At 47.6% G+C, this 23928-nt stretch carries 18 protein-coding genes and 2 pseudogenes; 4 read left to right on the top strand and 16 right to left on the bottom strand.

Annotation, left to right across the window (positions count from 1 at the left end):
- Positions 1-116 precede the first annotated feature (116 nt).
- From whiA to ACTWJ7_RS01225, 4 genes are read right to left on the bottom strand one after another with little or no spacing between them, the layout of a single operon-like run.
- Positions 117-1055 (bottom strand): DNA-binding protein WhiA, encoded by a 939-nt coding sequence (gene whiA, locus ACTWJ7_RS01210; RefSeq protein WP_079344958.1) that lies wholly within the window; start codon positions 1053-1055, stop codon positions 117-119.
- Between the two features lie 6 nt (positions 1056-1061).
- Positions 1062-2003: a gluconeogenesis factor YvcK family protein gene (locus ACTWJ7_RS01215; protein WP_443145071.1), complete on the bottom strand. Its 942-nt coding sequence runs from the start codon at positions 2001-2003 to the stop codon at positions 1062-1064.
- Between the two features lie 57 nt (positions 2004-2060).
- Positions 2061-2960 carry an RNase adapter RapZ gene (gene rapZ, locus ACTWJ7_RS01220; protein WP_024634128.1) on the bottom strand — a complete coding sequence of 300 codons (900 nt, stop codon included), beginning with the start codon at positions 2958-2960 and terminating at the stop codon, positions 2061-2063.
- A 51-nt stretch (positions 2961-3011) separates the two neighbouring features.
- Complete coding sequence (locus ACTWJ7_RS01225) at positions 3012-3962, bottom strand: ROK family glucokinase (RefSeq protein WP_024634127.1); 951 nt, start codon at positions 3960-3962, stop codon at positions 3012-3014.
- 363 nt (positions 3963-4325) lie between these two features.
- On the opposite strand from ACTWJ7_RS01225, the pseudogene ACTWJ7_RS01230 reads away from it, so the two are divergent.
- The 4 genes and pseudogenes from ACTWJ7_RS01230 to ACTWJ7_RS01245 all read left to right on the top strand — a co-directional run bounded on the left by ACTWJ7_RS01230 (position 4326) and on the right by ACTWJ7_RS01245 (position 7762).
- Positions 4326-5281: pseudogene (locus ACTWJ7_RS01230) on the top strand (ABC transporter ATP-binding protein).
- 1 nt (position 5282) lies between these two features.
- On the top strand, positions 5283-6020 hold the full coding sequence (locus ACTWJ7_RS01235; protein WP_079344962.1) for an ABC transporter permease: 738 nt from the start codon (positions 5283-5285) through the stop codon (positions 6018-6020).
- A 9-nt stretch (positions 6021-6029) separates the two neighbouring features.
- Complete coding sequence (locus tag ACTWJ7_RS01240) at positions 6030-7157, top strand: sensor histidine kinase (RefSeq protein ID WP_301881146.1); 1128 nt, start codon at positions 6030-6032, stop codon at positions 7155-7157.
- A gap of 2 nt (positions 7158-7159) precedes the next feature.
- The gene (locus ACTWJ7_RS01245) at positions 7160-7762 is read left to right on the top strand and encodes a response regulator transcription factor (RefSeq protein WP_301881147.1); all 603 of its coding nucleotides are present in this window, start codon (positions 7160-7162) and stop codon (positions 7760-7762) included.
- Positions 7763-7935: 173 nt separating this feature from the next.
- Here the strand turns inward: ACTWJ7_RS01245 and ACTWJ7_RS01250 are convergent, their stop codons facing one another.
- From ACTWJ7_RS01250 to hisF, 12 genes and pseudogenes are all read right to left on the bottom strand, one after another.
- A complete protein-coding gene (locus ACTWJ7_RS01250; protein WP_029881471.1) occupies positions 7936-8967 on the bottom strand; it encodes an AI-2E family transporter in 1032 nt (343 codons plus the stop codon).
- A gap of 158 nt (positions 8968-9125) precedes the next feature.
- Complete coding sequence (gene trxB / locus ACTWJ7_RS01255; protein WP_301881148.1) at positions 9126-10085, bottom strand: thioredoxin-disulfide reductase; 960 nt, start codon at positions 10083-10085, stop codon at positions 9126-9128.
- A gap of 170 nt (positions 10086-10255) precedes the next feature.
- Positions 10256-11989 (bottom strand): annotated as a pseudogene (locus ACTWJ7_RS01260) (tetratricopeptide repeat protein).
- Between the two features lie 193 nt (positions 11990-12182).
- On the bottom strand, positions 12183-13934 hold the full coding sequence (locus ACTWJ7_RS01265) for a hypothetical protein (RefSeq protein WP_301881150.1): 1752 nt from the start codon (positions 13932-13934) through the stop codon (positions 12183-12185).
- A 39-nt stretch (positions 13935-13973) separates the two neighbouring features.
- Positions 13974-14846, bottom strand: coding sequence for a carbohydrate ABC transporter permease (locus ACTWJ7_RS01270; RefSeq protein ID WP_301881152.1), 873 nt, complete (start codon positions 14844-14846; stop codon positions 13974-13976).
- Positions 14847-14916: 70 nt separating this feature from the next.
- Positions 14917-15816 (bottom strand): ABC transporter permease, encoded by a 900-nt coding sequence (locus ACTWJ7_RS01275; protein ID WP_024634121.1) that lies wholly within the window; start codon positions 15814-15816, stop codon positions 14917-14919.
- Positions 15817-15954: 138 nt separating this feature from the next.
- Positions 15955-17544, bottom strand: a complete 1590-nt coding sequence (locus ACTWJ7_RS01280; protein WP_301881154.1) for an extracellular solute-binding protein — start codon at positions 17542-17544, stop codon at positions 15955-15957.
- A gap of 331 nt (positions 17545-17875) precedes the next feature.
- On the bottom strand, positions 17876-20128 hold the full coding sequence (locus tag ACTWJ7_RS01285; RefSeq protein ID WP_301881155.1) for a helix-turn-helix domain-containing protein: 2253 nt from the start codon (positions 20126-20128) through the stop codon (positions 17876-17878).
- Between the two features lie 298 nt (positions 20129-20426).
- The gene (locus tag ACTWJ7_RS01290) at positions 20427-21374 is read right to left on the bottom strand and encodes a ribose-phosphate diphosphokinase (RefSeq protein WP_024634118.1); all 948 of its coding nucleotides are present in this window, start codon (positions 21372-21374) and stop codon (positions 20427-20429) included.
- 79 nt (positions 21375-21453) lie between these two features.
- Positions 21454-22278 (bottom strand): histidinol-phosphatase HisJ, encoded by an 825-nt coding sequence (gene hisJ, locus ACTWJ7_RS01295; RefSeq protein WP_301881157.1) that lies wholly within the window; start codon positions 22276-22278, stop codon positions 21454-21456.
- An 11-nt stretch (positions 22279-22289) separates the two neighbouring features.
- On the bottom strand, positions 22290-23018 hold the full coding sequence (gene hisIE, locus ACTWJ7_RS01300; protein ID WP_079344980.1) for a bifunctional phosphoribosyl-AMP cyclohydrolase/phosphoribosyl-ATP diphosphatase HisIE: 729 nt from the start codon (positions 23016-23018) through the stop codon (positions 22290-22292).
- Positions 23011-23772 (bottom strand): imidazole glycerol phosphate synthase subunit HisF, encoded by a 762-nt coding sequence (gene hisF, locus ACTWJ7_RS01305; RefSeq protein ID WP_079344982.1) that lies wholly within the window; start codon positions 23770-23772, stop codon positions 23011-23013. The genes hisIE and hisF overlap by 8 nt, the downstream gene beginning before the upstream one ends.
- Positions 23773-23928 lie beyond the last annotated feature (156 nt).

The following is a 23928-nucleotide window of genomic DNA, read 5'->3' on the forward strand; positions in this document are numbered from 1 at the left end:
TACCATATAACCAGAGCAGGACACTAGAAGAAAAACTCAGGGTAATTGGAATGTCATTATTATGACCCATTTTAGCCTTTTTACATCGCCCATTACACCTGAGCTGCCTCTCTTTTTCAACCGTAACGCTCGTTACGAACCTTCTCAGCTAGCTCATCAATTTTGCGAAGCCGGTGATTCACTCCGGACTTGCTGACTGTACCCTTAAGCAGTTCGCCTACTTCCTTCAAGTTGATATCCGGATGGGCGAGTCTGACTTCAGCCACTTCACGAAGCTTCTCGGGCAACGACTCCAGACCAACTTCCTTTTGCAACAGTCTGATGTTATCGATCTGTCTGACTGCTGCTCCAATCGTTTTGTTCAGGTTCGCCGTCTCACAATTGACGATTCGGTTGACGGAATTACGCATATCTCGCATGATCCGCACATCCTCGAACTTGAAAAGGGCCTGATGTGCACCAATAATACTGAGTAGCTCAATGATTTTCTCGCCTTCCTTAATGTATAGGATGAATCCTTTTTTGCGTTCTATACACCGGGCATTGAGATGAAATTCATTCGCCAGGTCCACTAGGGCCTGACAGTGCTCCTCATACATGGACGCAATCTCCAGGTGGTAGGATGAACCTTCGGGATTGTTGACCGAGCCTCCCGCCATAAATGCTCCTCGGAGATAAGCACGTTTACAGCAATTATTATTGAACAGCTCTCCACTGATCCCGGGAGTAAACAGAAATCCTTCGGAAACAATGTACAGCTTTTTTAATATCTCTTGTACCATGGTTGGAATTCGAACAATATACACATTGTTCTTTTTCAGCCGCATTTTTTTGCGGACAAGCAATTCCGTATGCACTTGAAAATGCTTTTTAAGCAGAGAGTATGCCCGTCTTGCAATCGCGGCATTCTCCGTCGAAATATCCAAGATGACTTTTTTATTCGATAACTGCACCGCACCAAGCATACGGATGAGGGCTGAAAGTTCCGCCTTTTCGCAGCACGGTTCGCTTTCAATCATCGTTAGTTCTTTTTTGGTCTGTGCTGCAAACGACATGAGACTTCACCTCTTCCGTAACATCCAATTTTGTACAAGTTGATAGATGTGATGGCTCAGCTTGTCGGCATCATGACGCAGATAAGTTCGGAACAGGACCAACGTATCCGCAACCACTTGATAGCCGGCACTCTTCAGCACATTCATATCGAGCACAACCGGTTTAGCTCCTTTTTCCGCATACTTATTCTGCACCTGCAGCGGAATATCACCATTATTTACAATGACATAGTCGAAAATCTGGTGTCCTATATGTTCATGTACCGCCTTGAGGTGGTCACTCACCGTATAATTATCCGTCTCTCCCGGCTGTGTCATCACATTACAAATAAACATTTTCACGGCGTCAGCCTCAACGACAGCTTCAGCCAGCTTAGGTACAAGCAGATTGGGAAGAATGCTCGTGTAGAGACTACCTGGCCCAATCAGGATGGCGTCTGCCTGACGAATGGCTTCCACAGCCTCTGGCAACGGCTCCACGTGATCCGGTTCAAGGAAAACGCGTTTGATCCGTAAGCCAGCTTCAGGGATTTTGGACTCGCCCGTAACAATCGAGCCATCCTCCATCTCTGCATGCAGAATAACGGCCTGCCCGGCTGCGGGCAACACCTCACCCCGAACGGCAAACACGCGGCTAAGTTCCCGCACAGCGGTCACGAAGTCGCCCGATATATCCGTCATTGCAGCCAAAATCAAGTTACCCAGGCTGTGGCCTGCAAGCCCCGCGCCTGTATTGAAGCGATAATTCAGCATATCCGACAACAACGGTTCTACATCCGCTAGCGCCGTAAGTACGTTACGAATGTCGCCCGGAGGCGGCATTTGCAGCTCATTACGCAGGATGCCCGAACTTCCTCCGTCATCCGCCACCGTCACGATGGCCGTGATGTCCAGCGGCTTTTCCTTCAAACCGCGCAGCATCACGGATAATCCGGTTCCGCCGCCCATGACTACAATTCTCGGACGTTCTCTTCGTGGTCCGGCTTCTTCATCCCTTCACCCTCTTCAATGACGGTCCCGGTCGGCGTCGCGATGGCTCACGGTGACAGCCTCAGTTTCGCTGCTTCCCAACATTTTGCCCAAATATTCCGATATTGCTACCGAACGATGCTTGCCTCCGGTACAGCCGATTCCAATAATAACCTGGCTTTTGCCTTCCTTCCGGTATTGCGGAATCAGAAAATGCAGCATATCCAGCAGCTTGGTCAGAAACGCCTGCGTCTCCGGCCATTTCATAACATATTCGTATACATCATTATTCTGTCCCGTATTCGGACGTAAATGCTCAATATAATGCGGATTTGGCAAGAAACGAACGTCAAACACCAGATCCGCATCAATTGGAATACCGTATTTGAACCCAAACGACGTAATATTTACCGACAGCATATGGCTTTCCAGATGAGAAAAGCGGGATATGATGCGCTCTTTCAGTTGAGCAGGCTTCATCGTGCTTGTATTCAGCACCTGAGTGGCGGAATTTTTGAGCTCCTCCAGCATTTTACGTTCCAGCCGGATGCCGTCCAGCGGCATGCCCTCAGGAGCGAGTGGATGTCTGCGCCTGCTCTCCTTATAGCGCTGGACCAATACAGAGTCTGTCGCGTCCAGGAATAATATTTCGCAATGAATGGTAAAATGATCTTTAATATAGTTCAGTGACTCGGACAAAGCCGTAAAGAACTCACGCCCGCGAAGATCGATAACAAGTGCGACCTTGCCAATTTTGCCGTTCGATTGTTCAATCAGTTCCGCGAATTTCGGAATCAATACCGGCGGTAGATTATCCACACAGAAGAAACCAAGATCCTCCAGGCTTTGTACTGCAATCGTCTTGCCTGCCCCGGACATGCCCGTAATGATAATGAGCGTGGCGCCTGTGCCCGGTGAAACTTCACCTTCAAGCATAAATGTCCCCTCCTTATCATATTGCTGTCGGATTATACTGTTACGAGGTTACTAGGAACGCAAGAGAAGACCAGCCGCGCCAACAATACCTGCATTATTGCCAAGTGTTGCTTCAAGAATTTTAACGCCTTCTTGCAGTGGTTCAGGTGTCAGCTTCGCAAATACAGTGCGTACTTCATCAAACAAAATATTACCCGCTTTGGATACACCGCCACCGATAATGAACATCTCGGGGTTAATTACAGCAGCTACAGCCGCCATCGATTTACCCAAATAGAACGCTGCACGATTGACGATACGCAATGCAACTTCATCGCCCGCCTTGGCTGCATCAAATACTTCCTTGGCTGCGATTTTGTCAACGAGTGCCAGTGATGTATGATCTCCACGCTCTACAGCGTCTTTGGCCATACGAATAATTCCCGTTGCTGAAGATACAGTTTCCACGCATCCCATTTTGCCACATCCACACTGGATCGCTTCCAGATCAGGGACAACACTGACATGACCCAGCTCACCAGCCATACCGGAAAAACCCTGATAGATCTTGCCGTTCAGGATCAGTCCGCCACCAACGCCTGTACCAAGCGTATAGCACACACAGTTGTCCACGCCCTTACCAGCGCCTGCCCATGCTTCACCCAGTGCAGCCACGTTTGCATCGTTATCTATTTTGACTGGCTTGCCCAGACGTTCTTCCAAAATCGAACGAATGGCTACATTCCGAAATCCAATGTTGGGGGCAAGAACGATAATTCCCTCGCGTACATTGGTGAACCCAGCCACGCCCGCTCCCACACCTTCAAGCTGCTCCCAGCTGAAAGGCGATTCGGCAACGATATGACGGACATACTTCTCGATGTTGGCAATGACCGTGTCAACGCCCTTATCCACTTCAGTCGGTCCTTCATACGTATACATAAGCTGACCGTGTTCATCACATATACCGACCTTGATTGCTGTTCCGCCGAGATCGACCCCAACGTAGATTTTCTCAGACATGCTACAAGCCACCTTTATCTATCTATAATAGTTTAATCCTACGTACCAACTATAATTGAAGGATACGCCTGGGTCAAGACGATAAGACCTTTGCTGTGATTAGCTTCCCCGCTATTGTGAACAACATCACAGGCTATTTTTGAATACGTATACAACCCCATTTGTCTCTATTAAAAACGCAAGCTTCTTTTCTTCCTCCATAGAAGAGGAAGCCTCAACTCATGATATTGCATATCCACTCGTTCCATGCGTAAAAGATGACAATTGTCATCTGAATTTCATGACAATCCTTACTAATCACGTCTCAGGCCGTTCGGTAAGATGGGATTATCTTACAGAACAGAACAAGGACGTGATTTAAAGATGAGTTTACCCGTTATAAAGCTGGAACAAGTTAACAAAAGGTACGGCAACAAAGAAGTTGTCAATAACATCTCCTTGGAGATTACCCGTGGTTCAATTGTTGCAATCCTTGGCCCAAACGGTGCGGGTAAAACAACTACCATGAAAATGATACTTGGCCTGTCCACCGCTACATCAGGCATCGTGACGGTGCTGGGCCAAAACCGAATCGCAAACAGGTTCGACAGAAGATAGGTGTCATGCTGCAGGACGTGAGTGTAATGGATGGACTGACCGTTCGAGAGATTATACGCATGGTACGCAGCTATTATCCCGCTCCGCTTCAAGCAGATTATATTGAAGAACTGACAGGACTTCCTCCAGCCGACTTGAACAAAAGAGCAGAGAAGCTGTCCGGCGGACAAAAGCGCAGTCTGAATTTCGCCCTCGCCATGACAGGTGATCCCGATATTTTATTCTTTGACGAACCTACAGTCGGGCTGGATTCCGAAACCCGGAGACAATTCTGGGTACGAGTCCGACAACTTGCACAAGAAGGTAAAACCGTAATCTTCACAACGCATTACCTTCATGAAGCAGATGAAGTAGCAGATCGGATTATTCTCTTTAACCGAGGTACCATTGTCGCAGACGGAACACCCGAGAATATCAAGGCCGGCATCACTATAAGGACCGTTTCCTTTTCTACGGAGCAAAGTATGTTTGGCAAGGATTCAGTGTCCATAACGGAGATGGCAGCCGAGACCGAAGATGTCCGTGCACATATCGAAAGCTTGCCTGACGTGGACGGGATTGAATACCACAAAGATCGTTGCATTCTATACACCAAAAATACGGATTCACTACTCCGTCACATCATTGAACGTCGGCTGCCTGTTAGTGACATCCGAATTGAAACAGGACAACTGGACGATGCCTACACAAATTTGATGGAAACCATGAAGGAGGAACTTTGATATGTTGATGCTTCTCGCCCAATCTCGTGTTGAAATGCTTCGCATGTCCCGCAATATCTATTTTATTTTCTGGTCTTTGATGATGCCCGTAGCCTTCTATTTCCTTTATACACGCATATTCACTACAGGAACAACGGAATCAGAACAATGGAATGCGCACTACTTGATGTCCATGACCTGCTTCAGCATTATGGGATCCTCTATCATGACACTCGGTATCCGGCTTGTCCAAGAAAGAGCACAGGGGTGGGTCACCTACCTGCAAGTGACTCCATTACCCAACTCCATTTATTTTGGAGGCAAAATGGTGGGTCAAACGATAATGCATCTATTCTCCATCATCATCATCTTTACAGCTGGATTTCTGATTAATCATGTATCACTTTCCCCTGCCCAATGGATAAATTCCGCCCTTTGGATTCTGGCAGGATCTCTTCCCTTTCTTGCACTTGGTACCTGTATAGGAACAATGCGGCGGGTTGACACTGCCAGTGGACTGAGCAACGCCCTTTATCTGTCTCTTGCCCTGCTTGGCGGAATGTGGATGCCTCTTGATCTCATGCCGAACTGGCTCGGACAGATTGGAAACTGGCTGCCCTCCCACAGCTTTGGAAATGGAGCGTGGATTATTATAGCCGGAGGCGTACCTGCGCTACACGATATCCTACTTTTGGCAGCATATCTGGTAGCATTTATGTTACTATCCACATATATCCGCAATAAACAAAGGGAGGCGTAATCTTCAAAGATGCTTCAGCATTTCGAGCTTTTCCCCAAGCGATATGGCTTTTACCCGTATATATGGATGATCTATTTGGCTATGCCAGTCTATTATTTGTGGAACGCACAAGGACATGAGCAGTACATCGGGATAACTTCCTTCGTCGTTTTTATGCTGACTTATCGGCAGCTCTACATGACATCCGGAACCTCCTTTTTTTCCTATTGGCTCAGCTTACAAATTCTTTGCGTTCTGGTACTGAGCCTTGTGATTGATCCCAATATGTTTTTTCTCGGATTTTTCACAGCCAATTTTATCGGATGGTACACCGAAAAGCGTCAGTTTCGAATGTTTTTGGTGATATTCGCCATCGTCCAGACCCTTCCCATTGCCTTGAAAATTCAATACCTTACCGCTTATCAGCTCATGTTTTTTGCGCCATTTTACCTCATTATGCTTGCTTCACCCTTCGGGATCCGCTCCATGTTGGATCGGCAAAAGCTGGAGGCCCAGCTGGATGAAGCCCATCAGCACATTAAGGAGCTGATCAAACGTGAAGAACGAATGCGAATTGCCAGGGATCTGCATGATACCATGGGACATACACTTTCGCTGATCACACTGAAGAGTGAACTTGTAACCAAACTCATTGTCAAAGAACCGGAACGCGCGATTCAGGAAGCACGAGAGATTGAGCGAACTTCCCGCGCCGCTTTGCGGGAAGTTCGCCAGCTCGTCAGTGACATGCGGGCAATCAGCATTGTTGAAGCAATCGCTGATGCCAAAGAAATGTTAAAGAGTGCCGATATCGAGCTTCAATTGGCAGGAGAACTGGGCCCATTTCATGATGTTCCTGATCTTACCCAGAACATGGCGAGCCTCTGCCTGCTTGAAGCCGTAACGAATATTGTAAAACATAGCAAAGCCACCTGCAGTGTAATCAAGCTGGAACGTATGCATGATGGCATAAGCATAAGGGTTATAGACAACGGTGATGGCATGAGTCCAAATGAACATCAAGGCAATGGCCTAAAAGGGATGTCTGAACGCCTGAACCTCATCGACGGTTCCCTCCAGATTTCCTCGGACTCTGAAGGAACCGATCTTGTCTTTTCCTTCCCACTGATTGCCACCGAACACCAAGGAGGTATTTGAGCATGATTCGTATTTTAATTGCTGAAGATCAACGCATGCTGAGAGGCGCGCTTGCCTCACTGCTAGATCTGGAAGATGATTTGGAGGTCATTGGTGAAGCCGGAAATGGAGAGGAAGCTCTGAAGCAGATTGGTTCCCTCCAACCAGATCTGTGTCTTATGGATATTGAAATGCCCGTGATGAGCGGCCTGGACGTAGCAGAACGTATACAACAACTCGGTCTGCCCTGCCGTATTATCATCCTCACTACTTTTGCCCGTCCGGGATTTCTGGAACGTGCCATTCAGGTCGGGGTACAGGGATATTTACTCAAGGACGAACCAAGTGATCGTTTGGCAGGAGCTATTCGACGGGTCATGAATGGTGGACGAGAGGTTTCCCCAGAGCTCGTTTTCGGTGCAGCCAAAGAAATCAATCCGTTAACTGAACGGGAGAGAGAAGTGCTTAAGCTCGCAGCCACTGGCATGAATGCCAATCATATCGCCGCCTCCCTTCATCTCTCCTATGGAACCGTGCGCAACTACCTGTCTGAAGCCTTCAACAAGCTTGATGCCAAGAACCGCATCGAAGCCGTCAGCATTGCAGAGGAGAAAGGATGGTTGTAAAGGCTAGTGCGGCCAATTCATAAGAACCAACTGCTGTTCCAACCTACATAACCGTCTGTCCATACATTATCAGTGAATATGGACAGAGAAAACGCCTTCCCCAGAACGGGAGGCGTTTCTCTGCTTTTTGAATATTACCTAAATTTAGCCTTCAGCAGCTATTCAGCTACTGGTCACAACTTCGTTTCCACACGAATGGGCTCTTCCGTTTTTTCCATCTTGTTAACATCCAGAATATCAAGCAGGAAGACAAAGATCGGAATACCGATGATAAGCCCCCAGATTCCCAGGAAATGTTGAGACAGGATCAGTACGATAAACGTGTAAAACATCGGCAATTTGGTTTTGTGTGCCATCAGCTTCGGATTCAGGAAGTACGTCTCCAGCGCATGAATGATGATGATCATAATGATCACGATTACGCTGAGCTGCAATCCTCCCAGTTGATATCCGATTAGACAAAGTGGAATCAATGAGATGATAACCCCCGCAACAGGTACCAGACTCAGCATGAACACCAGAATGGTCAAGGCGAATAAGTACGGGAAACCCAGTATCCATAATCCCAAAATCGTCAAAGCTGTATTGAATACCGCAATCAACAACTGCGCCTCAATGACTTTACCAAAGGAAGATACAAATTTATCTCCAAGGTAAGCCACTTCATTATAGAACCAGCCAATCTTGCTTGTTTTGAACTTGGAGGTAAACTTGGAGATCTCCCGCTTTTGCAACAAGAAGAACAGACTGAGTATGATGACCAGCAGAATGAACTCCAACCATTTGCTTAACGCAAAAATATACTTCAATGCATCGTTGGTATAGTTTTTAATATCGAACGATTGCAGATAACCTGCAATTTTGGAAGCAAAATTATCACCGTCCGCGGTATCAAGAAACTTCATGATTTCATTTGTTAACTGAACGACCTGATCCACGATCCGTGGTGAATACCTGGAGATACCCAGTACAATGGCTGCAATAACGATAAGATAGAGCAGGATGACGACAACTTTATAGTTAACCGGAAATAAACGATTCAACTTCTCTGTAATAAAATGCTGCAACCTGTTCATGACATACGTCACCAGGAATAACAGCAAAATCATGTGCAGCATACTCCCCATGCTGAAAAGCACCAAACAAAACAACAGCAGGATCAAAAATCGCCGCACTGTTGCATTCTGTAACCAATCTTTTATCATTTCCCCCAAAGTCTTCACCTCACAGCTAATATGCCCATTATGTATACGATCTGATGCTCATTTTGGTTTCAAAAAGAGAAGCCTTCCGGCTTCTCACATCATGAGACTTCCCGTTGTCTCTATTACTTAATTTATGCCAAACCATACCCTTTTCATGCTTACTTATCCAGTGTTTCGCTCCAGTCATGCACAATGCTGCCTTCAAGGAATTTCTCGCAGTCCATTGCGGCCATACACCCTGAACCTGCTGCTGTAATGGCCTGACGGTACTTCGTATCCTGAACATCACCACAGGCGAACACACCCGGAATGTTAGTCTCGGTAGTACCTGGTTTAACGACAACATAGCCGTGTTCATCCAGTGTAATCTGATTGCTCAGGAATCCCGTATTCGGTGTATGCCCAATTGCAATGAATACGCCGTCGGCTTCAAGCAGCTCTTCCTGCCCGGTCTCGTTATTGCGCACCTTAAGCCCTTTAACCCCAAGAGCCTCAGGCACAACTTCGAGTGGTGTACGGTTCAACGCCCATTTCACCTTCTCGTTGCTGCGAGCCCGATCCTGCATAATTTTCGATGCACGCAATTCGTCCCGGCGGTGAACCAGGGTAACGTCTGTTGCAAAACGGGTCAGGAAGCTGGCTTCCTCCATCGCGGAGTCTCCACCGCCGACAACGACGATCTTTTTGCCACGGAAAAAGAATCCGTCACATGTGGCACATGTACTTACCCCACGTCCCACATTCTCCTGCTCTCCCGGAATGCCGAGATAACGGGCCGAAGCGCCGGTAGAGATAATGATCGAATCGGCTTCCAGTTCACCGATGCCTCCAACTTTAACCTTGAAGGGCGGTTTGTTGAAATCCACTTCCTCCACCCAACCATTTTTGAACTCCGCGCCAAAACGCTCCGCTTGCTTGCGCATATTGTCCATCAATTCCGGACCCATGATGCCTTGTGGAAAACCAGGGAAATTCTCAACTTCCGTTGTCGTCGTCAATTGACCACCCGGTTGTAGACCTTCGATAACCAGTGGGTTAAGATTAGCACGAGCCAGATATATCGCTGCTGTCAGACCCGCAGGTCCGGTTCCGATCACAATCGTTCTGTATTTAGTCATATAGATACAGCCTCCTTAATAAGGTTGAGAGTGTGTTGAGTGGCGATTAACTTGCTATGATGATATCCTACAGGCATGTCGAGACCTATTCGTTAAGTTTACCCGTTTTCCAGGCCAATGTATCCTTCACGCCATGAAGTCTTTCCCAAAGCGAGATTTTCAAGAAACATTTATAGGATCGGTGGGTTGGAGTTGCACACTTTGTTGATTTGCCGTGCATATTTGCTGACTGTGGCAGCTGATATGCCATATCGCTCGGCTATGCTTTGGTAGGTCACTGGACGACTATGAATCTTGGCCGCCAAATATTCCAATCCCGCAGCCAAGCCTTCTATTTGCTTCGTACCAGGCACCTCCGGGTGTACGCGCGATACATAGTCGGTCCACAGCCGTTCCATTTCTTGCTGCAATTCGGCTTTGGCTTCGGACATCTGTAACGCACGGTCCACGACCGCCTGCCAATGCGAAGATGGTTTTGTCTCCGTTTGTTCCGTCATCGACTCCATCTTCGGAATGGTGCGTTTGCTCAACGCAGTTAACGGTAGTAGAACAGGAGAATCATCCTGTTTAGCTGCTTCTGAATCAAGACCATGGAGTACGGAACGAGCGGCTTCCACCAGCTCCTGATCTTCACCCGGTTCCTGGATAAAGGATTGCAGTGCCTGCTGCACCTCATAATCACCAATCATGCCAAGAGCATGAATGACCTGAAGCTTGGTAGCCCGATCCCCATGTCGCAACGCCCAGAAGAAAGAGGAACGGATCAAGGGATCGTTTTTCATCTCTTCAGGTATGCCGTTGCCATAGTTCTCCCATTGTCTGAATTGCTCGTCAAATGGCAGATGATAGTGATAACTTAGTTTTTCCGGATCTTTTCTCCCTGTCTCACAGCCTCAAGTCCAGACAGATAGTACCGGGATACTTCCGAAACCCGGGTCCAGCTTGCCCACGTGACGCCACAGACGTTCAGCGGAATCGTAACGTTCCGTATTATAAGCCGCGACTGCTGCATAATGTGCGAGAGCCGGGTCTGCAGCGGTTTCTTCATCCTTCAACAGGCGACGGAAATGCACATAAGCCGTATCATGTTGACCCAGGATACCCATCGTGGTAGCCAGTTTGTAGACCTGTTCGTGCTGGAAAGGCACGATGACACGCAATTTTTTGATCAGAAGCAGCACTTGGTCGGCTCGATTCTCGTTCTGGTGAAAGATTGCGAGATTACACAGTGCATGCAAATTACCAGGCTCCTGCTCCAGTACTTCGGCAATCGTCTCTTTCGCTTTGGGAAACAACCCCATATAATAATAGGCAAGCGCCAAGTTGTTGCGAGCAGCCAAGTAATCAGGATAATCGGGTGCCATGTCTTCCAGCAGCTCAGCCGCCTGTGCAAACTTCCCTTGTTCCAACAATTCCCGCGCCTGATCGTGCTCAACGACACCTTTACGTGATTTGATCCGGTTCAGTTTGGCTGGTCGATCCAGCTCGTAGTACAGAAGCTCCATCATCTCTTCGGCTTCCGTCATAAACTGACCCTGGGTATCCTCCTCCAAATACGTAACAAGCGCTTGCTCAGCTTCTTCAAACCGATCCATATTCGCATAATTGTTCGCCATGTAGAAATAACATTCCGTCATGGACGGATCTACCACGTCGAGCACATGCGCAAGAACGGCATTCGAAGCCTCGTAATCCCCCTTCTCTGATAATATACCCGCCATATTACAATGATTCACCGGATTTTCCGGTTCATATTCAACAGCTTTACGAAAATATTTTAATGCCTTGTCGACGTGATTACGGTCCAGCGAGCGGACAGCTCTCTCAAAAAAGAAAGAAGCATCCAAGTGAATCGGTATAACATTGGCAAGGTGTCCCTCAGCCCGCAGTAGCTTGCCCTTCATCTTCCAAGGCACCTCCTCTTTGCTTTCATTCATACTCTCCAGTATACCACATCTTAAGGCCCACTTCTCAATATGTAGTTTCATGTCGTTTATGCCAAAAATGCGCAAAAAAGATGACACCCCTCACCCCTTTCGAATGAAATGTCATCTTTTTGCTTCATGGACTTTTACTTATAAAAGAGATTCATCAGAATTACACCTTCAACGCCATGGTAGGCGAAAGAGAGATATGAACCGTCTTGTGGAAAGGAGTCATAAAGTTAACCAGCACAACCTTACACTTATCAGGCAGCTTCGCCTCACGTACGGTTGCCGCCAAATGCCCCATCTCGCCTCCAGTCAGCTCAATCCAGTCATCTCCACAGGAATATCGCAATGTGCCGCTCTTCCACAGGTAATGGCCCTCATCCGTCTCAAGCAATCCCTCCTGGGAAAGCTCGCCCTCGCTTCCGAACACGAAAGACAGCTGCACCATGATCTGCTCCGGCTGCTCTCCCGCCAGTTTCAGTGTCCAGCCATTTTCGGTTGGTAATACTTCCGTCTGTACACGGAACGTCTGCTCATGGGTGAGCGCTCGACTCTGATGGGGTAACAAATACCACGGACTGATGGCTGTTCTCGCCGTCTCAGGCAGTTGGCAATCAGGGATCGGACCATAGTAACCCTTTTTCTGCTCGCCCGTTAGACTATAACCTGCCGGCAATCGAGACATGTGCTGCATCGGCACATATCCTGGATTAAAATAGGAGGCCAACTGAACAGCCAGCAGACGTACCGCACCATGACGAAGGGCAAAAAATGAAGGCACCTCCGTCATTACAGTCGCGCTTGTATTACCGGACCGAATACGCGCTACAGGTGCGCCGAAGTCCGTATGCAACCGGCTGTGTGAGATGCGTCCATGATGACCTGCCGATTCCATTCGCTGCAAATAGTCCTCCCGCACAAATCGCTCGTTCAGTATGATCTCGTACAGCTCAGGCAAATGATCACGTGCCTTACCTGCCTGCTGAAGCTCAGGCTCCAGCAGCAGCCGAACGAGCGCATTAACCGAGCAGACGCCGGGATCTGTTAACATTTCTCCCGCCCATTCAGCCATGCCGGCAAAGATCGGATCACCGTCCAACCGGGCCAACATGGCATACGGCAAATAATACGGAGATAGATCATGCACGCTCCCTAGATCCTGGCGACCTGAGTAATCCGTAACAACCTCACCTGTTGGATGTACAAGATACACCATCATGCGCAGATTGAGCCTCACCGGTTCCAACAACTCGGGACGATTTAACAGACGCGCCGCATGGATTAACATGATATCACTGACGGCACTGTAAATTCCGTTGCTCCGTTCCGTCCATTCCCCGTCAGGCGTAATATCCATACCCTCAGCCAGCCACTGCTCTGCACGCTGCACCGCTTCCTCCAGGTCAAACAATTGATGCAGGAAACCGAGCGCCGCGCACAGCACCCAGCGATGGTTCGGGGTATGACAGCCCCCGGTCAGCAAAACCGGAACAGTTCGTTCCAGAAACAGGCGCATATTGTTCAGCACAGGCTGCAATGGCTCCCATTCCAGCTGCTTAAGAAGTTGATACAACTGAGCATATCCCACGACGACAAATGCTGTATCTGGCGGAGAATGGGAATTGGTCCAGCCGGGGGAGATGGAGCCATCTTCATGCTGATTACGGAGTACATACTCCGATGCCAGAAGCAGGCGATTAAGCAATTCATTGTCTTGGAAATAAATCGAATCGGGATTAACAAGCGCCGCTCCCCAGTAACACATATCCGTAGGTGTTCCTGTTGTGTGATTGACCCAAGCGATACCTGTAGAGAGATCAATCGTTCCTCCATAATAGCAGCTCTCCGGGTCAAGTACTTGCCGGGTAATCCCTTTCTGAACTGCTCTGTCATTGCTGTCCACCAGTTGTCTGTACATGTCTAGTCCCTCCAAACAAATGCATTTACACCGTTATCATCAACCCTTGACTGCCCCAAGCATGGCACCGCTAACAAAATACTTTTGCAGCCACGGATAGACGAGAAGAATGGGTACGGTCGCAAAAACGACGGTCGCAGCCTTAAGGCTTTCCGGGGTTAATGGAGCGCGATTAGCACCCTCCATCAGCGTAAGTTCGCTCACCATATTGTTTTGTACCATTTGGAAGAGCTTGAGCTGTAAGGGATATAGCTGCGGATCATTAATATACAAAAGGGAATCCTGGAATCCATTCCAGCGTCCAACCGCATAGAAAAGGGCCAACGTAGCCAATACAGGCATGGATAGTGGCAATATAATTTTAAAGAGCGTGTGTACATGTGAACTGCCGTCAATCTCTGCCGACTCCTCCAAACTTTCCGGTATGCCTCTGAAGAAGGAAATGAGGATAATCAGGTTAAACGGACTCACCAGACCAGGCAGAATCAATGCCCAGACCGAATTAAGCAAGTTGAGATCACGAATGAGCAAGTACTCAGGTATCATCCCGCCGCTGAAGAACATCGTAATAATGATGACATACATAAAGAGCTTGCGCCCTTTCAGTTTTTTCTTGGTTAACGGATATGCAGCTGCAAGTGTGAATAGCATGCACAACACTGTGGTCACGACTGTTAGAACCGTTGTGAAACCCAGTGAATAGATCATCGATTGATCAGAAAACACCTGAATATACGCATCCCAATTGATTTCTTTGGGGAATATGGTCACTTCACCTGACGTAATCGCCCGGTTCGAACTGAGTGATATCGCAATCGTGTGCAGAAACGGAGCCAGACAAAATATAACAAACAAAATGATAAAGGAGATATTAACGATATCAAAAATCCGGTTTGAGGTGCGTTCACTCATATGCGCACAGCTCCTTTACTGATGGTCTATACAAACAAGCCGATTGGCGTATCTTTCATTCTTTAATAACCTACAAAATACCTTCACCGGTTGCTTTTTTTGAAATATAGTTGGAGCCAAGTACAAAGATAAGTCCCACAACGGCCTGGAACAAACCAACGACGGTTGCCAGTGTGTATTGTCCTGATTCAAGACCAACTCTGTATACAAAGGTACTGAGTACATCGGAATATTCACGCACAGCCGTGTTACCGATAATATAAGGCCGATCAAAACCGATACTGACCATATGTCCAAGATTGAGAATAAGCAAGGTCACGATGGTTGGTTTGATGCTCGGCAACGTAATATGCCAGATTCTCTTCAGCCGTGATGCTCCATCAATCTCAGCCGCTTCAAACAATTCCTTGTTCACGCCGGTTAATGCGGCCAGATATAGAATGGTTCCCCATCCTGCACTTTGCCAGACACCTGTGAACAGGTACGTCACAAGCCAGGGGTTCTTCTCTGTCAAAAATGGTATTGAATTTAACCCCATGCTCTCCAGCACACCGTTAACCATACCCGATTGATTACCAAACAATTGGTATACAATCCCCCCGATGATCACCCATGAAATAAAGTGAGGAATGTACAGAATCGTCTGTGATATTTTTTTAAACCATTTAAATCGAACTTCATAGAGCATGATTGCCAATATAATAGGTGCAGGGAATGAAACAATCAGATCAAGAAAATTCAGCATAAAGGTATTGCGTAGTGTGGTGTAGAAATCACGCATCCCAAATACCTCACGGAAAGCATCGAAACCGATCCACTCACTACCGTTAATGCCCTGAAACAGGTTGAAGTCTTTAAAGGCGATCTGAACACCATACATCGGTCCGTAGCGAAAGATCAAAAAGTAGATCAGCGGCAGTGAGATCAGTGCATACAATTGCCAATACCTTTTCAAGTATGTGATCGTCAAGTCGGTTTCCTCCTATCAACAAAGAAACGGCTGTGCCGCACAAATCAGCGGCACACGTCCCTTCCAAAGTTATGCGGTAACATGCGTATCTTATTTGGAGCCATGATGTGTAAGGATTATTTATTGAGTAACGATTACTTACTGAAGTGCTTCTTCAAGCTCTTTCTTCAATTCTGTGCCACCGAGCGACATGAAATCAGTCATTTCCTTTTCATAAACAGCTTCAAATTCTGCAGGCTTAGCCATCGCTGTTTTTACGATAAGCACTTTTAGCTTATCATTCAGCGCCGTCCCATATTTGGATTCCGCTGCAATTGGTTTGCTAAAAACGATCGGACCGATGGTGTCGGTGTTGGCAATGTTAATGGATTGTCTCATTAATTCCTGATTATTCTCCGGGAAGCCCGCGATCCATGCTGCTTCATTTACTTCCTGGTCTCCGATCACTTTGCCATTGGCGATAATAGCCATGTCACCGGAATTGTAGATGCGATCCTTCATTTCCTGTGTTGCGTCATTTTTGACAACTGGAATTCCATCGACCATCTCGTAATTTTCACCTTCGACGCCGCTGTACATATCAAGCAGATTATTTCCAGAAGCCATCCAATCCAAATATTTCACTGCTTCTACAGCTCGTTTGCTGCTCTTTGGAATCATGATATACATTCCGTTGCTGCCGTAACGTGATTTGATATATTTATTGTCAACATTGGCGTTTGTATAAGCGTCGATTGCTGCGACTTTGCTACCCGGCACGTTTTTGTACAAATTATCCAGCATACCGTCTGCGTACAGAATCTGACCTACATCTTCCGACATGTAACCGATGTTGCCATTTTGGAAGTCCTTAACCAATTGAGTTTTCTCTTCATCGAGACTGAAATCTTTGCTGATCAGACCTTCATTGTACAATTTGTTAAGGAACTGCATCGCGTCCTTAAAGCCTTCATGCAACGGTAGTTCGTATCGTTGACTGTACGTCAGTCCATCCTGAATCGGCTTGATAAACGAATAAATCAGTGTCTCATACTGAGCTGGCGCAAGTGCCATACCCATTGGGATGTTTTTGCTTCCCAGATTACCCGGATCTTTCTCTTTAAATGCTTTTAGCGTCTCGTAGAGCTCATCCGTTGTCGTTGGAGCCTTCATTCCAACTTTGTCGAGCCAATCCTGGCGGATATAAGAATTATAACGGGCAGTAATGGCACGTTTACCCGGAATGGCGAATTGCTGACCTTCAAGCTGACCAAACTTCAACAAGTCTTCACCCAAATATTCTTTTAGATTAGGTGCATGCTCATTAATAAGCTCACCTACGTCGGTAAGTCCCCCCTGCTGGGCATAGCGATAGAACACACTCGAGTCATATACAAATACAATATCCGGAACGTCACTGGCGCTAGCCATTAACACATTGAGCTTCGTCGTTTCCTCCGAACGCTGAACCGGTACGAATTGCACATCAATGTTATTTGGATCACCAAACTGTTCCTGGATCCATTTAGTCATATAGTTGTTGGTAATCGTATACGGTGAAGGGCTGTTACCACGATCAAAAACCTCGACTTTTAAGGTAACGCGCTCACCCTTGCCCGATGCGCTGCCCTCTGCTGTCTCTTGATCTGATGCAGATGAGCATCCAGCAAGTAGAGATACTCCCATTACCATCGTAAGTGCCAATCCCATCCATTTCTTAAGATTGCCTTTGGTTGCTTTTCCTGTCATTTTGTCATCCCCTTTGGCTTTGCGTGAATGTTTAAAGCTTGCCCAGAGTATTCCACATCTTTCCGTACGCTGGCAATAAACCTGTTTCGGAAACGCTTACATATGGATAATGGTTTATCCCTAGCGACGATTTTCGCAGACTGACGATTTTCGTAAAGGGGCCACAAACAGGAGTAAATCAGGGGCTTCTTGCATAAACGCAGGCTCCGGTCGGATTCCAGGCTTACACCAGCAGCAAAAAGGCGAACTTCTGCATGGCGCCTCTTGAGAGATACACCTGCATGAAGTCCACCCGTGCTTAGAGATTTAATTCGCAGCATGAGCCTATGGTTTACGACTCGGATTCGTGATGTTCACGTTTCAAACGGCGATAGTCACCTGGTGTAATACCCGCAACCCGTTTAAATACTCGTCCCAAAGTAATCCCATTGGCGTAGCCCACCTTCTGGGCGATGTCCTGTAACGAAAGATCCGTATTCTTGAGCAGCCGCTCCGTTTCCTTCATCCGCAATTCTGTAAGGAAGTCTACAAACTTCATATTGAACTCTGTCTTGAACAAATAACTCGCATGTTTGCCGGTAATCTGGAATCGATCACTCAGATGTTTCAGCGAAAGATCTGGATTCGCAAACTGTTCTTCAATATAGTTTCTCATTTCATTGACCATCGCTTTGTAGCTCTTGGTTTCAGTTACCGACACATAAGTTCTGAACAGATCCGTGAGGTCATCAAAAAGAATGTCCTTAACACCTTCAAGTGTCTCCGCTTCTTTCATCAGCATTAACCACTTGTTAATGTTTTCCTCCGATAATTTCTCCTGCAGCTGTTCAGACATGACCGCTACTTCACGGCTGAGCATCTGCAGCATCGCCTGAATCAAGGAGTGAATCTCATCATCCGGCAGCTTATCACGTTCAAATGCCGTGAAAATCTCCTCCAGCTGATCACGCCACTGACTGCTCGACATCCGAAACCGTTTAACAAAATCAGCAATCATCTGCAAATAAGTATAGGTATCCAGCAGCTGCTGCTGAGTTTCTCCATACCCGGCCAGTGCCACATCCCCGTCTCTCAGTAATCTGCGGTGCATCACAGTCTCAGCCGCCACGTATGATTCACGAATGGCCTTGATGCCCTCTGCAATCGGTCCGATACCGAAACTCAAGGATATACGCAGATTCTGCTCAACCCAAGATCGGCATTCCTCTGCAACCAGGCGAATCTGCTCTGTCATATCCACACTGCTGTCTGTGGACAGGAAAAGGATCGCAATCTGATCAGAGCTCACCCATTCCGTCCAGCATTGCATATCTGCATTGCGTGAGAGCTCTTGCAGAACGTTCATTAGCGCAAATTTAAGCGTATTCTGCTCACCTCTCGTGAACTGTTCCTGGAAGCCCTTCTCATAACGGTTGATTTCGCCAACCACAACAGCGAAGCATGACGAAGTATCCATACCCGTTAACGGGGAAAGATCCTTCAATCGTTCTACCGCATGATCCAGATTTTCTCCATTCAGCAGATCGTTAAAAAGTTTGCTGCGTTGCAGTAACACGTTTTCCCTGCTCTTTTTGTCCGAATCCATCATATGGTTGATCAGGTTTTCCAACACGCCATCAATCAATTTCATCTCATCGGTACGAGAGCCGGATTGTTCCAGCACCCGAATCTGATGCGCCTCAATCCGGTTCATAATGATCTGAATAGGCTTATAATTACGACGTGTGATATAGATGATATAGATAATAGCGCAGATGACTGTTACAACCGCAATGGCCACCCACACATAGGAAACGACCGAGACCCAGCCATACAGGTTTCCTTTCTTGATTCCACTGGAGATCGTCCACCCCAACCTTTCCAGCGAAAGGGTGTTCAGCTCTTGTCCTTCTACGGCACCTTCACGATCTGAATGCGCATCGTATACAACCTGACCGTTACTGTCAAGAATGCTCATGAAGGAAAGCTGTCCATTGACCATACTGTCAATACTCTGCTCAATACTGCTCATCTTGATATTAATGACAAGCACCCCATCCGAACCAAATGGCAGGGGCATGTCTTTATCTACCGTCAACACTCGAATAGGCGTACGCTGATTAACCCCCGCATCGTATTCCCTGACAGGCTGCCAGCCTGAAGCAAGAGAACCGGACTCAAGTTGGTTGATCCATGCCTTGTCTGAAAAGCTGTCTATATCCTTGGACCCGCTTGACGTTAAAACGCTTTCATTTTTCTTATCATATAAATATATCGATTGAATCCAAGGGTTGGAGCTCGTCAGCTCACGTAAACTCTGTGCAATGCTATACACGGTCTCTTTGCCCACCTGATTCTGGCTATTAAAATAGTACTTGTAGGCCTGTTCACTCTGCACCGCTTCCATCAACGAAAGCTCAATATCCCGGAGCGTCCGGTCCAGACTGTCCGCCAAATAACTGGAGGAGATGCGATCTGCTTTCCTTGTTTCTTCCCTGGAGATGTCATTAATGAAAACAAAAGCGATAAAAATGAGTACGGTCATGGTAAGAAAGAAAATAGGAAAATAAGAAAATAGTAGCCGATAATACCAAGTCCGGGACAATAGACCCCACTCCTCACTCCACGACACCGGTGTATATTGCCGTGGTTCTACTGTTCATTACATCCGTCACATCTCTGGGATTGAATCACCCTAACAGCACGCAGCCATAGAACTAATTTTAAGTTATTATAGCACAAGCCTTCAGGCAGCAAAGCAGGAATCGATTGTCTACGCTCTCTTATCACATCGGAATCCTTATCCTCATCCATGATCATAAAAAAACAAAAACCGTGCTGAGCAGCAAACTACTCCAACACGGTACAGTAAACCTGGATTCGCACATGTCTGTGCTGCATAGTTAAATCCCTGAATCTTTGAACAGCGTAGCCATAGACCCACCATCCACAATGATGCGAATAGCACGAGCAAGCATTGGAGCTACAGGTAACACTTTGAAGCATTCGGGATGATCATCAGGCAGTGCGATGGAGTCTGTAACCACCACCTCGGCTATAGAGGGATGATTGAGCTTACTTAGCGCCCCATCCGAGAACAGACCATGTGTTGCGCATACATATACGTTTTTGGAGCCACGCTCCTTCAACCCTTCAACAACATTGAGAATTGTCGTTCCGGTATCAATCAAATCCTCAATAATAATCGGAGTTCGACCCTCCACATCCCCAATGACGTGTGTAATGATTGATTCGTTATGGCTTGGCCGCTTCTTGATCATAATGGCAAAAGGGGAATCCAGACGATTCGCCAGTTTCTCCGCCATCGATGCTCGTCCCGCATCAGGGGAGACAACCACCGGATTTTCAATGCCTTTACTCAACAAATAATCACTAATGAGATCCAAGGATGTCATATGGTCCACTGGAATATTAAAGAATCCCTGAATTGCTGCTGCATGCAGATCAATGGTTACTACCCGGTTGGCTCCGGCGGTAGTTAACACATCTGCAACCATCTTGGCCGAGATCGGCTCACGCGGAGCAGACTTACGTTCCTGACGGGCATATCCGTAGTAGGGAACAATAATATTTACCGTACGGGCAGAAGCCCTTTTGGCTGCATCAATCATGACGAGCAATTCAACGAACAACTCATTAATCGGATGAGATAATGATTGAATCAGAAACACATCACAGTTGCGGATCGTCTCTTCGTAGTGAACGTATATTTCTCCGCTCTTGAACCGGGACAGTTTGATCTTGCCTAGTTGTACGCCCAGCTTGTCGCATACCTGTTCTGCCAGCTTAGGGTTCGATGAACCGGAAAAAATACGTAACGAATGCTGCATAATGCCCTCCCGAGGGTTGAAGTCCCTATATAATCCTTATCTAAAAGGTTATTTCCTACCCTCATTATACTCCACTGCTCTATACATTTAAAGAAAGGAACGAGCGCTGACGACCTTCAAAAACAGCTACCTCCGTACAGCCCAGCTCGCGCAGGAGCGCCTCGGCTTCAGGCAGGTAATCGCCAAGCTTCAACGGATCATGTGCATCGGAGCCAAGCGTGAGCGGAATCCCCAATTGAATAGCCTTAGTTAGCATCCGGCGACCGGGGAACATCTCTGCACATGGCTTCGATAATCCTGATGCATTGAGCTCCATAGCGCAGCCACTCTTTGCAATGCCTTGCAGCGCTGCATTTTCCAAAGCTACCCGCTCTTCCGTCTGCTCTGGTGCCGGAGCGAAGCCAAAGCGCTTGATGACATCCGCATGGCCCATAATATCGTACATTCCTGTAGCTGCCGCTTTGCTCACGGCATCATAGTACTGACGGTAAACTTCCAGTACGTCTTTGCCTTCCCAATGATGGGTCTGGCGAAAATCCGTAATATCCCATTCCCCGAGAAAGTGAACCGATCCAATCACATAGTCCCAAGGGTACCGCTCGATAATGGCCTGAATTTCTGTCTCCCAGCCTTCAATATAGTCGCCTTCGAGGCCGACACGCACATCAATCTGACCACGGTACCGCTCTTTCAGAGAAAAACACTCCTCCACATAACGCGGCAGCTCGTCCATAGCCATGGCCATCTCGGGATAATATTGAGCGGGATCTACATGCAGCAATGGCATGTGATCCGACAGCCCAATCTGAGATAGGCCAATTTCCACCCCACGCTGCACATAAGCCTCCAGCTTGCCAACAGCATGACCACACCGCTCATGGTGTGTATGATAATCTATGCGCACAGGTTCGCCTCCTAATCGCGGCGAGGCCGCTCGTGGCGACGGCTCAGCTCTGACATGATGTCATCCAGCGGCAGCTTGCGCTCTTGCAACAGTACGAGCAAGTGATACATCAGGTCACTGACCTCAAGGCGAAGCTCGTCATTGTCTTTATTTTTGGCGGCGATGATCGTCTCGGACGCTTCTTCACCGATTTTTTTCAAAATTTTATCCACGCCCTTATCAAACAGGTACGTCGTATATGCGCCTTCCGGACGCTCGCGTTCACGCTCTGCAATTACGGATTCCAGTTCAGCCAGTACTTCGAAACGACCTTCTGAGCTGGAACTTGCAGTCGTTGCACCCGATTCACTTGAAGCCTTGTCTCCGGGTTGCTCTGGCAAGCCCACGATTTCATTATGGAAACACGTTACTGCTCCGGTGTGGCAAGCAGGCCCATTTGGCTTTACCTCAACGAGCAAGGTGTCACCATCACAATCGTATTTCAATGAAGTAATCGTCTGTACATTGCCTGAAGTTGCGCCCTTGTGCCATAGCTCTTGACGCGAACGCGACCAGAACCACGTTTCACCGGATTCCAGCGATAATTTCAAGGATTCCCGATTCATATAAGCCATCATCAGAACTTGACGCGTCTCAGCATCCTGCACAATGGCAGGTACCAATCCGTCGCTCCAACGAATGTGCTCCACAACCTGCTCCAAGGATAATTGCTCCTTGATCTCATTGCTTACGTTAGTCACGGATCTCCACCCCTTGCTCTCTCAAATGTTGTTTTAACGCCGGAACGGCGATTTCTTTATAATGGAATATCGTTGCCGCCAGACCTGCATCCGCTTTACCTGTTGTGAACACATCATAGAAATGAGATTCCTTGCCCGCACCGCCCGAAGCAATCACCGGAATACGTACCGATTCAGATACCGCTGCGGTCAGCTTCAGATCGAATCCGTCCTTCGTTCCATCCGCGTCCATGCTTGTCAGCAAAATTTCTCCAGCACCTAATGTCTCCGCCTGCTTAACCCATTCCAGCGCCTTGATCCCTGAAGGTTTCCGTCCACCATGCGTATAAACCTCCCACTCGCCCCAAGCCTCATTATACTTGGCGTCTATTGCTACGACGATGCACTGGGAACCAAAGCGGCGCGCCCCATCCGCAATCAGCTGAGGATTAAGAACGGCTGCCGTATTTACAGCAATTTTATCCGCTCCTGCACGTAGAATGCGCTTCATGTCTTCCACCTTGGAAATGCCTCCACCCACGGTAAAAGGAATAGCGATCTCGCCTGCGGTCTGCCGCACTACTTCTTCCATCGTCTCGCGGCCTTCCACCGAAGCGGAGATATCGAGAAATACCAGTTCATCCGCGCCCTCGCGGTCATACAGCGCCGCCAGCTCTACCGGATCACCCGCATCGCGGAGATTGACGAAGTTAACGCCTTTGACGACCCGGCCGTCCTTCACGTCCAGACAAGGAATGATTCTTTTTGCCAGCATAATCCTCTTCCTCTCTCCTGATGATCGCATACCTGTATAAGTTCAACTTAGAATATTCACACTAGCCACTCCGATGACAGAACAACCTTACGATCGCTGTTATCCCCAGATTTTTTGATCCTTTTTTAAAGGGAAAATCCGGGGATAAAGGCGAAC

Source organism: Paenibacillus sp. 1A_MP2 (genome assembly GCF_052244825.1).
Lineage (GTDB): Bacteria > Bacillota > Bacilli > Paenibacillales > Paenibacillaceae > Paenibacillus > Paenibacillus vandeheii.

Excerpts from the sequence above, each read along its gene's own strand:
- whiA (WP_079344958.1), bottom strand. The coding sequence starts at position 1,055 with ATGTCGTTTGCAGCACAGACCAAAAAAGAACTAACGATGATTGAAAGC.
- ACTWJ7_RS01215 (WP_443145071.1), bottom strand. The coding sequence starts at position 2,003 with ATGGGCGGCGGAACCGGATTATCCGTGATGCTGCGCGGTTTGAAGGAA.
- rapZ (WP_024634128.1), bottom strand. The coding sequence starts at position 2,960 with ATGCTTGAAGGTGAAGTTTCACCGGGCACAGGCGCCACGCTCATTATC.
- ACTWJ7_RS01225 (WP_024634127.1), bottom strand. The coding sequence starts at position 3,962 with ATGTCTGAGAAAATCTACGTTGGGGTCGATCTCGGCGGAACAGCAATC.
- ACTWJ7_RS01235 (WP_079344962.1), top strand. The coding sequence starts at position 5,283 with ATGTTGATGCTTCTCGCCCAATCTCGTGTTGAAATGCTTCGCATGTCC.
- ACTWJ7_RS01240 (WP_301881146.1), top strand. The coding sequence starts at position 6,030 with ATGCTTCAGCATTTCGAGCTTTTCCCCAAGCGATATGGCTTTTACCCG.
- ACTWJ7_RS01245 (WP_301881147.1), top strand. The coding sequence starts at position 7,160 with ATGATTCGTATTTTAATTGCTGAAGATCAACGCATGCTGAGAGGCGCG.
- ACTWJ7_RS01250 (WP_029881471.1), bottom strand. The coding sequence starts at position 8,967 with ATGATAAAAGATTGGTTACAGAATGCAACAGTGCGGCGATTTTTGATC.
- trxB (WP_301881148.1), bottom strand. The coding sequence starts at position 10,085 with ATGACTAAATACAGAACGATTGTGATCGGAACCGGACCTGCGGGTCTG.
- ACTWJ7_RS01265 (WP_301881150.1), bottom strand. The coding sequence starts at position 13,934 with ATGTACAGACAACTGGTGGACAGCAATGACAGAGCAGTTCAGAAAGGG.
- ACTWJ7_RS01270 (WP_301881152.1), bottom strand. The coding sequence starts at position 14,846 with ATGAGTGAACGCACCTCAAACCGGATTTTTGATATCGTTAATATCTCC.
- ACTWJ7_RS01280 (WP_301881154.1), bottom strand. The coding sequence starts at position 17,544 with ATGACAGGAAAAGCAACCAAAGGCAATCTTAAGAAATGGATGGGATTG.
- ACTWJ7_RS01290 (WP_024634118.1), bottom strand. The coding sequence starts at position 21,374 with ATGCAGCATTCGTTACGTATTTTTTCCGGTTCATCGAACCCTAAGCTG.
- hisF (WP_079344982.1), bottom strand. The coding sequence starts at position 23,772 with ATGCTGGCAAAAAGAATCATTCCTTGTCTGGACGTGAAGGACGGCCGG.